The organism is Methanobacterium bryantii, from assembly GCF_002287175.1.
Classification (GTDB): Archaea; Methanobacteriota; Methanobacteria; order Methanobacteriales; family Methanobacteriaceae; genus Methanobacterium_D; species Methanobacterium_D bryantii.
Window position 1 is genome coordinate 146,745 of the sequence record NZ_LMVM01000001.1, and the last position, 15,967, is coordinate 162,711.

General features: G+C 33.4%; 17 protein-coding genes. 8 read left to right on the forward strand and 9 right to left on the reverse strand.

Features of this window, described 5'->3' with window-relative positions:
• Window positions 1-187 precede the first annotated feature (187 nt).
• From ASJ80_RS00685 to ASJ80_RS00705, 5 genes are all read left to right on the forward strand, one after another.
• Window positions 188-478, forward strand: a complete 291-nt coding sequence (locus ASJ80_RS00685; RefSeq protein WP_069583386.1) for a DUF211 domain-containing protein — start codon at window positions 188-190, stop codon at window positions 476-478.
• A gap of 6 nt (window positions 479-484) precedes the next feature.
• Entirely contained in the window at window positions 485-1,150 is a 666-nt protein-coding gene (locus ASJ80_RS00690) for an RraA family protein (RefSeq protein ID WP_069583387.1), read from the forward strand.
• Window positions 1,151-1,299: 149 nt separating this feature from the next.
• Window positions 1,300-2,367 carry a UPF0104 family protein gene (locus ASJ80_RS00695; RefSeq protein WP_069583388.1) on the forward strand — a complete coding sequence of 356 codons (1,068 nt, stop codon included), beginning with the start codon at window positions 1,300-1,302 and terminating at the stop codon, window positions 2,365-2,367.
• Between the two features lie 331 nt (window positions 2,368-2,698).
• The gene (locus tag ASJ80_RS00700; RefSeq protein WP_245837421.1) at window positions 2,699-2,965 is read left to right on the forward strand and encodes an H/ACA ribonucleoprotein complex subunit GAR1; all 267 of its coding nucleotides are present in this window, start codon (window positions 2,699-2,701) and stop codon (window positions 2,963-2,965) included.
• Window positions 2,962-3,897 carry a transcription initiation factor IIB gene (locus ASJ80_RS00705; protein WP_048080904.1) on the forward strand — a complete coding sequence of 312 codons (936 nt, stop codon included), beginning with the start codon at window positions 2,962-2,964 and terminating at the stop codon, window positions 3,895-3,897. The genes ASJ80_RS00700 and ASJ80_RS00705 overlap by 4 nt, the downstream gene beginning before the upstream one ends.
• 188 nt (window positions 3,898-4,085) lie before the next feature.
• Here the strand turns inward: ASJ80_RS00705 and ASJ80_RS00710 are convergent, their stop codons facing one another.
• The gene (locus tag ASJ80_RS00710) at window positions 4,086-4,286 is read right to left on the reverse strand and encodes a DUF2116 family Zn-ribbon domain-containing protein (RefSeq protein WP_069583390.1); all 201 of its coding nucleotides are present in this window, start codon (window positions 4,284-4,286) and stop codon (window positions 4,086-4,088) included.
• Between the two features lie 182 nt (window positions 4,287-4,468).
• Window positions 4,469-5,143, reverse strand: a complete 675-nt coding sequence (pyrH, locus tag ASJ80_RS00715; RefSeq protein WP_069583391.1) for a UMP kinase — start codon at window positions 5,141-5,143, stop codon at window positions 4,469-4,471.
• 290 nt (window positions 5,144-5,433) lie between these two features.
• Here pyrH and prf1 point away from each other — a divergent pair, with 290 nt between their 5' ends.
• Entirely contained in the window at window positions 5,434-6,663 is a 1,230-nt protein-coding gene (gene prf1 / locus ASJ80_RS00720; RefSeq protein WP_069583392.1) for a peptide chain release factor aRF-1, read from the forward strand.
• 362 nt (window positions 6,664-7,025) lie between these two features.
• On the opposite strand, the gene ASJ80_RS00725 is transcribed toward prf1, so the two are convergent.
• The 7 genes from ASJ80_RS00725 to ASJ80_RS00755 all read right to left on the reverse strand — a co-directional run bounded on the left by ASJ80_RS00725 (window position 7,026) and on the right by ASJ80_RS00755 (window position 13,644).
• Window positions 7,026-7,625, reverse strand: a complete 600-nt coding sequence (locus tag ASJ80_RS00725; RefSeq protein WP_069583393.1) for an orotate phosphoribosyltransferase-like protein — start codon at window positions 7,623-7,625, stop codon at window positions 7,026-7,028.
• 251 nt (window positions 7,626-7,876) lie between these two features.
• A complete protein-coding gene (locus ASJ80_RS00730) occupies window positions 7,877-8,830 on the reverse strand; it encodes a Gfo/Idh/MocA family protein (protein WP_069583394.1) in 954 nt (317 codons plus the stop codon).
• Complete coding sequence (hemC, locus tag ASJ80_RS00735; protein WP_069583395.1) at window positions 8,827-9,696, reverse strand: hydroxymethylbilane synthase; 870 nt, start codon at window positions 9,694-9,696, stop codon at window positions 8,827-8,829. The genes ASJ80_RS00730 and hemC overlap by 4 nt, the downstream gene beginning before the upstream one ends.
• A 443-nt stretch (window positions 9,697-10,139) precedes the next feature.
• Window positions 10,140-11,474, reverse strand: coding sequence for a coenzyme F430 synthase (gene cfbE / locus ASJ80_RS00740; RefSeq protein WP_069583396.1), 1,335 nt, complete (start codon window positions 11,472-11,474; stop codon window positions 10,140-10,142).
• A 43-nt stretch (window positions 11,475-11,517) separates the two neighbouring features.
• On the reverse strand, window positions 11,518-12,360 hold the full coding sequence (locus ASJ80_RS00745; RefSeq protein ID WP_069583397.1) for an NAD(+) kinase: 843 nt from the start codon (window positions 12,358-12,360) through the stop codon (window positions 11,518-11,520).
• Complete coding sequence (locus ASJ80_RS00750) at window positions 12,360-13,196, reverse strand: bifunctional fructose-bisphosphatase/inositol-phosphate phosphatase (protein ID WP_069583398.1); 837 nt, start codon at window positions 13,194-13,196, stop codon at window positions 12,360-12,362. Before ASJ80_RS00750 ends, ASJ80_RS00745 begins: the two co-directional genes overlap by 1 nt.
• A 4-nt stretch (window positions 13,197-13,200) precedes the next feature.
• Window positions 13,201-13,644, reverse strand: coding sequence for a pyruvoyl-dependent arginine decarboxylase (locus ASJ80_RS00755; RefSeq protein WP_069583399.1), 444 nt, complete (start codon window positions 13,642-13,644; stop codon window positions 13,201-13,203).
• Window positions 13,645-14,513: 869 nt separating this feature from the next.
• On the opposite strand from ASJ80_RS00755, the gene ASJ80_RS00760 reads away from it, so the two are divergent.
• Window positions 14,514-14,903 carry a translation initiation factor IF-5A gene (locus ASJ80_RS00760; RefSeq protein ID WP_048080894.1) on the forward strand — a complete coding sequence of 130 codons (390 nt, stop codon included), beginning with the start codon at window positions 14,514-14,516 and terminating at the stop codon, window positions 14,901-14,903.
• Between the two features lie 64 nt (window positions 14,904-14,967).
• Complete coding sequence (speB, locus tag ASJ80_RS00765; RefSeq protein ID WP_069583400.1) at window positions 14,968-15,837, forward strand: agmatinase; 870 nt, start codon at window positions 14,968-14,970, stop codon at window positions 15,835-15,837.
• Window positions 15,838-15,967: the final 130 nt, after the last annotated feature.

Here is a 15,967-nt window from a genome sequence, read left to right on the forward strand (position 1 = left end):
CATTTTATTATTAAGTTTAAGTTCTGATCTATATCAAATGATAGGTTAGCAGACTATTTAAATCAGAATTATGTAAATAATATAGTTTTTCGTTTAAAACTTGGATATAAATGTAAAGTTTTAAATGATATTGTAGAAATATGATTTAATATATACTAAAATTAACGATAATACGGAGGATATTAAATTGGCAAAAGGCCTAATACGGATTGTTTTAGATATACTAAAACCCCATGAACCAAATATACCCTATTTTGCAAAATATTTAAGTGAAATAGAAGGAGTAGATGGTGTAAATGTTACTTTAATGGAAATAGATAAGGAAACAGAGAATGTTAAAGTAACAATGCAGGGAAATGATTTAAATTTTGAACAAATAAGTGAAGCAATTAAGCAATACGGTGGTTCAATTCACAGTGTTGACGAGGTTGTTGCAGGTAAAAAACTTGTTGAAGAAGTTACAACACCTCAGGACTGATTTTACATGAAAAATAAGAAGAAGCTTTCACCTGAAAGCATCTTAGAATTATTTTCACCCAAATTTTCTGATTCTAAATTAGCCCGCTTGGATCTTAATACATCCCAGGTTTCAGATGCTTTAAACAAAGTAACAGGTAATCCTGGAGTGCTTTCGGGAATTAAACCCTTATTTGATAAGACCATCGTTGGAAGGGCAGTAACTGCCAGCACAATGGCTGATGACTGGGGCACAAGTATTAAAGCTATTGAAGCGGCTAAAGAGGGGGAAGTTCTTGTCATTCAGGTTGAAGGTGATGATAAAGCTGTATGGGGTGAACTAGCCTCAAAAACGGCGCAAGAGAGAGGAATAATAAGCACAATAATAGACGGGGCTGTAAGGGATGCTGGAGCAGTAAAAAGATTAGAATATCCTGTATTCTCAAAGACTATTGTTCCTAATGCCGGAAGCCCAAAAGCAGAAGGTAAAATTAATATTCCAGTAACCTGTGGAGATGTAACTGTTAAGCCTCATGATTTAATTATAGGAGATGAATGTGGGGTCGTAGTTGTACCAGATGATCATTTAAAAGATGTTATAGATGAAACATTACGTATTAAAAGAAATGAGGCTCAAATCATCTCAAAAATTGAAAAAGGCTATTCTTTTTCAGATATACTTGGATTAAATTAAATATTTAATCCTAATAATTTGTTTTTATAAACATATGTTAATTAGATTACTGCTTGAAAAACCTTTATATAAGTTTATATCCACATAAATTATGAAGATGTTTTTAGAGTACTAATTTAAGGATAATACTAGTTTTACAGGGATTTAATATGCAGAACACCACAGAATTTATAAAAGATCATAAATTGGAAATTGCACTATCATTTGCTGCGGGTTTATTCATCATATTCTTAGTATCTTTTTTTATAGGCTTAGATGAAATTTTAAGTGTTTTAGATCACACTAATTTAACGATAATGTTGTTTACACTGGTTTTAGAACTTGTTATGCTGCTTATGTGGGCTGTAAGGTGGAAATTTATTTTAGATCTTCTTGATAAGGCACCTAGATTTAAACAGATAATTTTGATGCTGTTTTCGAGCATTTTTGGGAATAATGTTACTCCTGGTGCAGCTGGTGGGGAACCATTACGAGCATATCTTCTTGATAAGTTTGAAGGTATCCCTTTTGAAACGGGATTTGCATCTACTACTGCAGATAGGGTTTTTGAATTTTTCCCATTTGTGCTGGTTTCTATTCTCACTATATATCTAATATTCACATTGGATGCTGGATTCTGGCTTAGTTTAATAATTATTATCCTGATTATGCTGGTTATAGTTATCTTTGGACTTATGATATATGTTGGCTATAAGAAAGATGTTGCCACTAGATTAGTTATTTCTATTGCGAAGCGTATGTATCCCCTTGCAAAAAGGTTAACATCTAAAGAAACACCTTTTAGCAGTATACATGATAAACTGATAGAATATATCGAAAGTTTTACTACTGGTTTTCAAGAAGTACTTAAGGATCGTAAGATGTTTGTTATAGGTATTTTAATCTCTTTTTTAATGTGGGGAATAGATAGTTTACGTTTTTATTTAACATTTGTGGCTGTAGGTTACCATCCTCCAATTTTACCTGTGGTAATTATTTATACTGTTGCATTTGTGGTCTCTATAATCCCGAATATACCAGGATCTCTTGGTATTCGTGAGGCTGTAATGATTGCCCTCTTCCTGCCGGTAGGTGTTTCTCCGGATATAGTCCTTGCAGTATCTTTGTTGGATCGTGTGGTAAGTTATGTCATTCCAACGTCTATTGGAGCCCTTGCAACGTTTTATTACGGTAAAATCTATAAAGAAAAAAAGGCAAGTTCAAAAGCTCAAGCTTGATATGGTATCAATTAATTTATGATTAAAAGCATAATTTTTTAAGAATTATTATTCATTAGGATCCTTTATTTTTAGTTTGATTGGGACTTTATAGATTTTAGAAACTTCGGATGCCTGAGCTCATGGTTTTTGTATTTTAGATTAAAATTGGATTATAGATTTATCTTACTATATGTAATTTTTAGTTTTAGGATTAAATGTTAAGTTATAAATTCAAAAGACTTATATTAGAGATTAACATTTATTATTTAAAAATATCGAAACATTTATATATAACTTCTACACACTATAATAATATATAAAATTATCGGTTGATGATAAACTGAAAAAATTGGGAATTATATCACATATCTCCAACAAGGGCAAGATCATACTACGATCCGATAAAACGCCTGGTTTTGGACTACCTGTTTTTACTGAAGATAAGAAAAGAATTGGAACTGTTCACGATTTCTTTGGACCTACCAAAAAACCGTATATATCAGTCAAAGTCTACGCAAAAAACACTAAAAATCTTGAAAAGCGAGTTGGAGAGAGCTTGTATATATCATCAAAACCTATAAAAAAATGGGGGCGAAAAAAACGAAAGAAAAGATGAAATACGACGTTTCAGAAATTGAAAAGGTCGAAACAAGATGCCCGGAATGCAATTCTGACAAACTCATTAATGATCACGAACGCGGAGAAATAGTATGCGGTGCGTGTGGACTGGTTATCGATGATAATTTAGTTGATATGGGACCAGAATGGAGAGCATTTGACCATGAGCAAAGGGATAAAAGGACAAGGGTAGGTGCTCCAATAACTTATACCATTCACGATAAAGGTTTAAGTACCATGATTGATTGGAGGAACAAGGACATCTACGGTAGGGATATTCCTGCCAGGAACCGTGCTCAATGGTACCGTTTAAGGAAATGGCAGAGAAAAATAAGGATTTCTGGTGCCACAGAAAGGAACCTTGCATTTGCTTTAAGTGAACTTGATAGAGACTCTTCGAGACTGGGTTTACCTAGAAGTGTGAGAGAAGCAGCTTCAGTTGTTTACAGAAGCGCTGTTGAAAACAAACTTATAAGAGGACGAAGTATAGAAGGAGTCGTTGCAGCATCATTATATGCAGCATGCAGACGATGTAACGTTCCAAGGACTCTTGATGAGATTGCAGAAGTTTCTAGAGTAAGTAAAAAAGAAGTTGGAAGAACATACAGGTTCTTAACACGTGAACTTAACATAAAATTACCACCAACATCTCCAGTTGATTACGTACCGAGATTTGCAAGTGAATTAAGCTTATCTGGTGAAGTACAATCCAAAGCTATTGAGATAATTGAAAAAGCTATGGAAAAAGGCCTTACATCTGGTAGAGGGCCAACTGGAGTTGCAGCAGCAGCTTTATACATAGCATCTGTGCTTCTTGGTGAAAGAAAAACTCAAAGGGATGTTGCAGACATCGCAGGTGTAACTGAAGTAACCATCCGTAACAGATACAAAGAGCTCACTGAACAGCTCGATATGGGTGTAACTTTATAGTTACCTTCCTTACTTACTTTAAATGAAATCTATTTTTAAGCATTGGTAAAAAAGGGTAATATGCACATTATTTAAAGCTGTTGCCTGTTAAATTTTATTAAAACTTGAAATTTGTTTTTATATTGTGCTAATTTTATTAATTATATTGCAGAATTAACTTGAAAAACTAATAAAAAATAAGAGGAATTTTAAAATCCTAATTGTCCTCTAAATACATATACTATATAAAGCACGATAATTACTGCAAGAATTATATAAAATATTCTCCGACTTTTGGCGACTTTTCTAGCTCTTTCTGCGTATGTTTCTTCACATTTGGGTGAACAAAATCTTTCTTCTAGTGGAATTGATATTCCGCATACTGGACAGTGTTTGTGTGGTTTTGTCATATTAATAACCTCAAGTAGTTTAAAATTGAATTTTCTAAAACTTTAAAAATATTGTATTCATTATTTAACCATCTTAACTAATGTAAAAAAATGATGTTTGGAATACTTTATGATACACATATATCCTTCATATTTATAAAGACTACCATGAATTATGAAAAATTAAGTAATGAACTGATTTTTTAATCATGAATAATTGTAGTCCCTATTTCGCTGGAAACTGCTTTTTGAATATTTTCAGCATGTTTTCCATTTACAATTCTGGTCTTTATTTGTGATCGTTTAATTATCTGTATTGCAGTGCTGTCGAAAAACTCATAGGTACCTGCTTTGGTTTCTTTACTGCTTAAAATAGACAGCATTTCTGTAGGGGTAATTTTTTCAAACATTTTAGCATCACTGTTCTTATTTGGGTCTTTATCGTATAATCCATCCACTGATGTGGCGTTTATCAAAAGATCAGCATTTACAAACTCTGCAAGGATACTGCTGACAGCGTCTGTACTGTGGGCAGGTTCAGTTCCACCCATAACTACAATCTTACCCGATACTGAAAATTCCATTGCTTCATGGAAATTTTTAGCTACTTTTGGATATGCATCTTCCCCAAGGGCCATAATTAACAGTTTAGCATTCAATCGTGTAACATCAATTCCTATATCATCACAGGCTGCTTCAGAAACTCCAAGATCCCTTGCAATTCCAATGTATTCCCGAGCGGGTTTTCCACCACCAACTACAATAAATAGCTTATGTTCATCATTCATACTTCTTAAAACATCGGCATAATCTTTAAATTTTTCATGGTTATTCTCTTTAATTATTATAGATCCGCCTACTGCGACCACAATTTTCATATTATCATCACCATATTAACTGTCAATGTAACTTAAATAAATATAATTCTAAATTATAAAGTAGAATTAGTAAGGTTTTAATTATATATTATTGAAGATATAATATAAATTAAATAGCTTATGTTCTGATATTCTAAATTATAGGGATAATAATGAACTAATTTACTAGTAATGTTTTAATTTATATATTGGAGATATAATATAAATTAAATAGCTTATGTTCTGATATTCTAAATTATAGAGATAATAATGAACTAATTTACTATTACTATTATTAAGGAGTGATTTTTTTGGCTGAAGTGTCATCAAAAGAGTTATACGAGTTTAAAAGAACGATTGAAGAACTCGCAGATAAAAAAGGAAGGGGAACTGAACTTGTATCAGTTTATATTCCTCCGGATAAGCAAGTGAGTGATGTTGTAAAGCACATGAGAGAAGAATTAAGTCAAAGTGCTAACATTAAAAGTAAACAAACCAAAAAGAATGTACAGTCTGCAATTGAAGTAATCGTGCAAAAATTGAAGTTATTCCCAAAACCTCCCGAACATGGATTACTTCTTTTTGTTGGGATGATCCCTAAAGGCGGCCCTGGTACTGAAAAAATGGAAACTTACGTTTTTGAGCCGCCAGAAGTTATACAAACTTACACATATCACTGTAACTCTGAATTTTACTTAGAACCGCTCCAGGATATGTTGGATGTAAAGGAAACATATGGGCTTGCGGTACTGGACAGAAAAGAAGCTACAATTGCTGTCTTACGTGGTAAACGAATTGATATTGTTAAAACATTAACCAGTGGTGTTCCGGGTAAGCACAAAGCAGGTGGGCAATCTCAGCGAAGGTTCGATCGTTTAATTGACCTTGCAGCTCATGAGTTCTTAAAAAGAATAGGACATCATATTAACGATGCTTTCTTACCAATCCCTGACTTAAAAGGAGTAGTACTGGGTGGACCAGGACATACTAAGGAAGAATTCCTTGAAGGGGATTATATGCATTATGAAATTAAAAATAAGGTTATAACCACTGTAGATACATCATACACTGGTGAATTTGGTATAAGGGAAGTCATCGACAAGTCCATGGACGTTTTAAATGAAATGGATATCATGCGTGAAAAAAAGCTTGTCCAACGGTTTTTAAAGGAACTCATAAACGAAAATGGGCTTTCATCTTATGGAGAAAAAGATGTACGGCGAAATCTTGAAATGGGTGCAGTTGAAGTCCTTCTTTTATCTGAAGATGTTAGTTACAAGCGTGAAACATGTGAATGCCCTGCATGTGCGTATACGGAAGGAAAGACTATTAAAAAATCTGAAGAAATAGAAAACGAGCAGTGCCCTCAGTGTGGAGAAATAATGAAAGTGGTTGGAACAAGGGACATCATTGATGAATTCGTTGACATGGCTGAAGAAGGCGGATCTAATGTTGAGATAATTTCAACTGAAACAGAGGAAGGAATACAGTTATTACGTGCGTTTGGTGGTATTGCTGCAATACTGAGATATAGAACTTAAGTATAGTCTTTTTAAATTTTCCGTAGCAAAAAACGGTGTTTTTTGCGAGGCAGTCGAAAATCTTTGATTTTCGTGCATTCAAAAGAATTTCAGTCTTTTGATGGCCCGAAAACCCGTGTTCGAGGGCCCAAAAAATCTTCGATTTTTTGAGGAACTTTTTGATCAACCTTTTTCAGGGAAAAAGGTTGAGGAGATGCAGTTATTACGTGCGTTTGGTGGTATTGCTGCGATACTTAGATATAGAACATAGATTTCTATCTCTATTTTTTTATTTATTTTAAAAAGTAGTTTAGATAAAATAGATTCTGATTTTTTTAAATAATTTAAGAAAAAGGGATTAAAAATAATTTTAAAGGGTAATTTTATCCTAACCTGCTTACACGAATCAATGACTCAACAGGAACGCCTTCAATCTCATCTATTCCTTTTTTATCAATCAAAACAACAGCACAAAGCGGATTTGCTCCAAGGTCGTTCAATATATTTATCGCTTCGTTTACAGTTCTTCCGCTTGTTATAACGTCATCCACGATTACGACTTTTTTACCTTCAACTGATGCAAAGTTACTGCTTATTGCTCCCCGTGCATCTTCCTCTTTTCTGTGTTTTATAGGGTGGAATATGGTTATATTTGCATCTATTATTTCTGCCATCATGGTTGCAAATGGTACTCCACTTACAGTTATACCTACTACTACTTCAACATCACCATATTCTAAAGCTAAATCAGCCATGGCTGCAGATACATGCATCATTCGTGTAGAACTGCTGCCTAAGTTTTTCCAGTTTATAGCAAAATCAACTGGAGCTTTTTGGGTTCCTTCTTCCATTTTTTTACCAGTTACCTGTAAAATAAGCCATCTGGCGGTGTCTTTAGAGACATTAAGTTCATCTGCTATTTCTCCAGTGGTAAAGCCCCTGCTTCTTAGTTCATAAGCTCTTTTTATAAGCTCTTCATTCATAAAAACACGTCCAATTTAATTGAGGATTATTTCTAATAATATACATACTTAATTTTTAAGATATTGCAATATAAGTTTTTATCTGTTACTAAACAGACATTATACAATGGTTTGATTTTTGAGAAATAAAAATATATGGGAATTCTATAACTAATAATCTTTAATTTATCACAATTTTAAATTATGATTATCTAAAAAAAAAGTTTAAATGTCGAAAAGCTAAGACTTTTATCGACATTTTAAAGACAGTGTTAGTAACCGTTTATTTCAACAGGAAGATTATCTTTTGCAGATTTCATAGCTGCAGTTACAACTTTAAGTGCATATATCCCGTCTTTACCGGTGATCTTAGGATCTTCACCGTTATCCACTGCATTTAAAAATGAACCTAATTCTTCCCTTAATGGTTCTTTGTACTCTATATCTACGTTTTGGGTAGATTTTCCATATACATGAACTGTTTGATCGATATAATCAATGGAAATTATTCCGTCTACACCAGTTATTTCTAATTTCCTTTTTTTGTATGGTGTAAGCCAGTTTACTTCGAGCATACCAATAATGCCGTTTTTAAAACTGCTCATTATTTCTGCATGGTCTTCATATTCACATTTTTCAAGTTTGCTTCCCATATTGGCATATATTCGAGATATGGGGCTGTCAAAAAGGTGGTACATTATGTCTACGTCGTGTATTGCAAGGTCTATTATAACTCCAACATCTTTAATTCGTGGGGGGAATGGACCTACTCTCTTTGCAGATGCAGATACAACTTCGCCGATAACATTATCTTTTATAAGTTCTTTTGCCTTTCCTACAGCGGGGTTGAATCTTTCAACGTGCCCAGTTGCAAGTTTAACACCTTCATCTTTTGCAGCTTTTACCATCGATTCTGCTTCTCTTAAGGTAAATGCTATTGGTTTTTCTACCAATACATGTTTACCATGCTCTATTGCATCCATAACAACATTAAAATGATGAGTAGTAGGAACACATACACTAACAACATCTATTTCAGGCATTTTAAGAATATCCATATAATCTACAAATCCCCGTGTATTGTATTGGTTAGCAACTTCCTCTGATTTTTCTCTCATAAGATCAGATATAGCCATTAGATTAGCATTCTCAAGTTCAGAATATACTCTGGCGTGGTGAACTCCCATAGCTCCTACACCAATTACGCCCACATTTACCTTATTCACACATAATCCTCCATTATTTTTGCAACATCTTTACCTAATTTTTCTGCATTGTTTATTGATCCGCTTAATTTGGCCTCAGACAGTACATCGCCTTCTTTTGTTAATAAAATACTGTAAACATTTAATTTATTGCCATTTGCCTTTGCAGATACTCCAAGTGGCCATTGACAGCCTACTCCAAGTTCTGCAAGCACAGCTTTTTCAGCTGCTATTTCTTGTACTGAATTAAAATGATTTAATTTTTCTAAAGTTTTCCTAACACTGCTGTCATGCCTTGCAACTACAGCTAATGCTCCCTGCCCGGCTGCAGGAGTGAAATAGTCTACTGGAAATATTTCTTGGATATGATGGGCTAGACCGAGCCTATTAAGGCCAGCTTCTGCCATTATGGTTGCATCGTATTCTCCACTAATCACTTTTTTAATTCTTGTATCTATATTTCCTCTTATGGGTTTAATATTCAATTTTTTGCCGTGATAATTACAAAAAGCTTCCCTTCTCAGGCTGCTTGTCCCAATAGATGCTCCTTCAGGGAGTTCATCCCATTTATGTGAAGATATAAGAGCATCATTTGGGGACTCTCTTTCTGGAACGGCTACTATTTCAAGGTCACCTGTGAGTTCTGTGGGAAGGTCTTTTAAACTGTGTACTGCAAAATCAACGTCTTCTTCCAGAACTGCTTTGTCCAGTTCCTTGGTGAATATGCCTTTTACATCAATGGAATAAAGTTGAGAATCAGTGATTTTATCTCCGGTAGTTTTAATTATTTCTATATCTATTTCTTCGTTTATTATTTTAGACAATTGACTGATTATACTTTTCGTTTGAGTCACTGCTAAATTGCTTCCCCGGGTGCCAACTTTCAAAGAATCCTCTCCAAATTATTTAATAAACTAAAATCATGCAAAATCATCAAAAATCCCTCGAAAATTCAAAAATTTTCGGGGTATGTAAAAAACCTTTGGTTTTTTATGGTTACGAAACTTTCAGTTTCGTAAACATGCGAAAATTTCATTTTCGCGGTTGCGAATTGAAAATTCGCAAGCATCGAAAAATCTTCTATTTTCAAGCATCGAAAATCGAAAGATTTTCGAATACTCAAAATAATACATAGTTTTTCCAACTCCATATTGAATGTTCATCAATGACCTTTAAAAAGATTTTTGTGAATAATTTCACATTTAGATCATAACTTTATAAGAATTGTCATAACATCATAACTTTATAAAAATTGGTTTATTGATCATTAGGTATATAATTTAAGATTTATCCCAGATTTTTATGTAATTTCAAAATTTTCATATTTAAATTATCTTCTGGCAAGATCTGAAAAATTAGATCTGTATATCAAAAGAATCATTTTAGAATTCATTTGGGCGGCTTCAGCAATAGCATTATCGAAGTCAATATACTTATATTTTCGTTTTATTATGTTTGCGATGCTTTTGCCAAGTTCATCAACCAGTATAAGCTGAATTTTAGAGTCCATAGAATTAAAAAACCTTGCAGTGGATTTTTCATCTATTTCTTCACAGGTTACTCCATATTTGCCCCCAAAAATAATTACTGGATTTTCTAGATCTTGAATCATTTTAACTGATTTTTTAATGGCTGTAACATTAATTCCAGGGTTGATTTCTTCTATAATTTTGTTTCCTTTGTAATTTTTTATGGAAGTTCGGCCATCAATTCCTTTAAAATTTCTTAATCCCGTTTTGATCTGATTAATGGAAGTTTTTAAAATTAAAGAGGCACATACGGCTCCGAGGACGTTGTTTAAATGGTGTTCTGCAGGTGCAAAAGTTGAAACATCGAAGGAAGTGTTTAAAATACTTCCATCTATGGTTTTAAGGTCGTTAACTTCCACATTAAAACATGTTTTATCAAGCCCAAATTTTACATTAGATGCACGGACATTTGCATTACTGTTGCCAAAGGTGTTTGTTTTTTTGTAGAAATCTGAATAAAATTGATTGAATGAATCAAAATCACAAGCTATTACATTGCTTTTAAATATTTGCGCTTTAGCCTGGCTTGCAGTTTTCCCTCCAGATGCTATGGAGTAATTCTCAGCTATATTGGTAAGTATGCCTGCATTTGAAAGTCCAGTTCCCCCAAGGGAAGTTTCAAATATGCAGATTCCAATATTTTTATAATCTTTAGCCAGCTGCCACGCTTCAATGATACTTGCTGGAGTTATACTTATATCTTTTTTTAAAAGTGTGCTTTTATGGTTTTCTACGACTTCAACACCTAAACTGCTTAAAATTAATGGGTTTAAATCTTTAAATATTTCTTTAAGCATTTTTACAGTGCTGGTCTTTCCTTTTACTCCCGTAACTTCAATTACTGGAACATTAATCTTGTCTTTCATCAGAAAATTAACTGCTTCGTGGTGAGTCATATCGATTTTTGAATCGATGTTAGAATGTACGGGGGCAATAATTAAAAAATTATCATTATTTGCTTCATCAAGAAATGATTTTTCAACAAATGTTATCCTTTTTTTCTCTAAAGAAAGTTTTTCATCTAGAGAAATGGTATTATAAATATCTAGTGCAAAGACATTAAAATCATCTAATTTTGAAAACTCTGAAGCTATTAATTTTCCTCCATGTGTCATGTCTACAATTAATGCATTCATTGAGTATGCTCCTATGTATTCACTAAAAATAAAAAAGAAATGGCTATTCTAGACCTATTCCTCCTTTTATAAGTTTCTCTCTTACTTTTTTATAGAACTCTTTGGTTAATCTTACAAAATAAGCATGCTGGTCTGATTTTTTAAATATAACTTCTTCCATGTAGTTGATCTCTTCTTCAACCTGTCCATCTATAACTGCTATGGCCTTTTTACCTTCTCTAAGCAGTTTTACGCTTATTATACTTTCGCCAGATACTACAGTAGGGCGCGAACCAAGTTTAAATGGACATATTGGAACTATTATAAATGCATTTACACGAGGATCAACAATGGGGCCTCCTGCAGACATTGCATAGGCAGTAGAACCACTTGGAGTTGCAATTATAAGTCCATCCGCCCTTAATTCTTCAACTATTTCATCATCAACCCTTATTTCAAGATGAAGCATTTTTGCAGGTTTTCTGGTCATTAAAACAACTTCATTTAATGCTGGTGCCAGATCCTTGTTGTGCCATACTTCAAGGCGAGTACGTTCTTCAATGAAATAATTACCATTTAAAACTTCTTTAAGGGCATGGAATGATTCTTCAGGACCTATTTCTGTTAAAAATCCTACTGTACCCATATTTATCCCAAATATGGGAATATTTTTTCCATCTATAAAGCTCTGGGTTCTTAAAATTGTTCCATCGCCCCCAATTGCAATGATAATATCTACATCCATGTCATGAATTTCTCTGGCGGAATCATGATATTTATTAAGTTTTTTTACAAGGGCCGGATCTAAAAAAACTTTTACACTATTTTTAATCAGAAAATCTGTTAAGTCATCAGTAAGTTCAATGGCTTTATGAATATCAAGGCGTGCTGCAATCCCTATTCTCATCATAAAACCTCCGTAATGTTTATTATGTCTGCATGAACGTTTAGATTACATGCTGCAATTATAGATGTTCTTTCTGTAACACCTAATTTATTATCCAAGCTTTTGCCCTGTTCATTGGTTACAGTGCCTCCAGCTTCTTCAACTATGAGTTTAGCGGCGGCTATATCTACCACCCTCAAGTTCCCTCTGATATCTAAAAAAGCATCATAGGTGCCATCGGCAACATAACACAGCTCAGTAGCAACAGAACCAAGTAGCCTAATTCGCCTTACAGTTTTACATATTTCATTCATTTGGGCCATTGCCCCGCGAACATAAGCTCCTATTAAAGAACCAGTAATATCTTCTCTTGGTGAAGGAATTGCAGTTTTACCGTTTAAACTAGCACCTTCTCCTTTAATTGCTTCATAAATGTCTCCAGTTGCAAGATTTTTAACAAAGCCAATTTCAATATCCTGCAGGGTAAGTGAATCCAATGATTTACTGGATGAATCTGCAATTGCAATGGAAATTCCATAAAATGGAATCTTTTTAAGGGCATTTATGGTCCCGTCCAGGGGGTCAACTACAAAAACAACTTCAGATGTTCGGTCCCCTATTTTATATTCGCCTATTTCTTCACTTATGAGGGTCATAGATCTTCCAGTATTTTTTAAAATTTCTATAACCTTTTCTTCTGCAACGACATCGATCATTTTGGTGGGGGTACCATCGGCACCCATTTTCACGGTTTCACCTGATTTTTCCTTACCCACAAGTGGAGTAATGGCTTCACCTACTTCAGTTATTATTCGATATGAAACAGCCCTCCAAAATTCAATATCCTCTTTTTTCATGATTTTACCCCAGATAAACAATTGAAGCGATTACTGAGCCTTCATTTTCCACCACATGGCTTTTCTCCTCAACGATTATTTTGTTTATCTTCATTTTTCTTATTTCCATCATCTGCTCTGCCATAAAGACAGCATATTTTTTTACTTCTTCTGGATCTTCGTTTACAGCTGAATGCTCCACAACACAGCCAAAATCATCAGATGTTGCAACGGCTATTACCGCAGTGATCACATCCCCTTTTTTGTCTGATGCTGCATGGGCTAAAACACAGTTTATCATGTCTCCTGCTGTAAGTTCAGGTAGTTCTACGAATTGTGAACCTGCTGGAAGAATACTGGATACTTTTATTAAATTCACGTCGCCTATTCCTGCATCTAACAGGGCATTATCGAATGCATTGAGTTTACTTGGACCTTCTGCTTTTCCTGATGTTATTGCTACTTTCATTGTTATCACTTAATAGATTTAAATATTGAAAAAGATATAGTTAACTTTAATAGATAATAAAACATTCATTGTGTAAAAATTATACGCTAATTAGATGCAAATGTTAACATGGATTTAAAAATCTGCTGTTGATAGTATTTGCACAGATTGAAATCTATGATTTGGATTATCTATAAAACTTTTATATACATACACAAATAAAATATCTTTTAGATTTAGTTAAAGAGCTAAATTTTGTTAGACATATTAATTTCATGTTTAAATATTTTTATAGTGAAATGTATTTTTATATTGGGTGATAGATTCTAATAATATTATCTCATTATGGAAAATTATAATTGCAAATGTCGGGAGTTAGTCATTTGGTATCACTATAAATTTCATAGGTTCTTTAATATTAATTTAATTTGGAGGTTGAAGAAAATACAAAGCATTCGAAAATTCTATGAATTTTCGATGCGTCAAAAACAAAGTTTTTGACAGCATGCAAAGTGTTTGCTGCGCCAAATCGAAGCTTACGAATCGAAGATTCGTGCTCCAAAAATTCGAAGAATTTTTGAGAGATTTGACAATATTTTCTGAACATTCGAAAATTGAAGATTTTCGATGCTTGCAAAACTAAAAGTTTTGCAGCAGTAAAAATTCAAAGAATTTTTACATGCCCCGAACATAAAATGTTCGAGGGCCCCAAAATTTGAAATTTGAGAAAAATACAAAGTATTTTTCTAACCGGAGGAAACCTGTTTCCTCGGCCACAAAAACAAAGTTTTTGTAGGCCATCACAATCTTTGATTGTGATGCCCCAAACGCTTCGCGTTTGAGGGCTCCCAAAAATCAAAAGATTTTTGAGGATTTTGGAGGTAAATAACATGTCAAAGAAGGTTGTAGAAGTAAAAACCTTAAAAGTAGGTAAATATGTCATATTAGATGGTGAAGCATCAAAAATCAAAAGTATCCAGACATCATCCCCTGGAAAACACGGGGCTGCAAAAGCAAGAGTAGAAGCTGTCGGTATATTCGATAACCAGAAAAGAAGCCTTGTAAAACCTGTAGATGCTAAATGTGATGTACCTATAATCGATAAAAGAGTAGCTCAAGTTCTTGCTCTAATGGGAAAAGAAGTTCAACTTATGGACATTGAAAGTTACGAAACTTTTGAACTACCTATTCCTGACGAACTTAAAGACGATATAGTTGAAGGTGTAGAAGTAGACTATATTGAAGCTTTAGGTAAACAAAAAATTATGAGGGTTAAATAATTGAATTAATTTCAATTATTTTCTTTTTTATATTTCAATTATCATATCTTTAACAGATGATAAAATGCTTTTTTATACAGAAAGCCCTTTACAATTTGCTTTTTCGAAATTAGGGGATGATGGTGAATCAGCAGATGATACTAAAAAATTTGGTTTTATAGGCATTCCCTTTGATAGCACTTCCACCTACAAACCAGGTTCAAGATTTGGTCCAAGGGCAGTTCGTGAAGCTTCTTATAATTTTGAAAGATATAATGTAATTTTAGATAAAAATTTAGATGTATCTCTTTTTGATTTTGGTGATATTGAAGTAATTCAAGGTAATTTTGAAAAAACATCTTCAATTATAGAATTTACGGTTAAAGAAATTTTAGATAAAGGTATCATTCCGGTGGCTGTAGGTGGAGAACATACCATAAGTTCTGGAATATTGAAAGCTCTTGATGTTGAAAATACTACTATTGTCCATTTTGATGCCCATATGGATTTAAGAGATGAATATATGGGTGAAAAGTATTCCCATGCTACTGTAATGCGTCGAATATTTGATTTAAATCCAAAAGACATGATCCAGATTGGTATAAGGTCTTGCTCTGCAGATGAAATGTCATTTGCAAAGGAAAACAAAATAACATATTTCACGCCTCATGAAGTTAATAAAAATATAGAACAGGTTAAAAATGTAATAAAGAACATTGGAGGGCCGTTATATGTAACTGTAGATATTGACGTGCTTGATCCGGCTTATGCTCCTGGTGTTGGTACTCCTTCTCCATGTGGATTAAACCCATTTCAACTGGAAAGCCTAATTCATTGTTTAAAAGATAAGGAAGTCATTGGATTTGATTTAGTAGAAGTTTCATCATCTGAAATTGGGGATATAACTTCTATAAACAGTGCAAAAATTATCTATGATTTTTTAGCTGTTCAATAAGTTAATTTTTGATTTACAGTCATGTTTTGGATGGTTTAAACAATTTTTTGGTGTTTGGTTTTTTTGTTCCATTGTAATAATTACAGCTCCAATTTTTATGTCTGATTTTTATAAAATAATGCATTAAAAC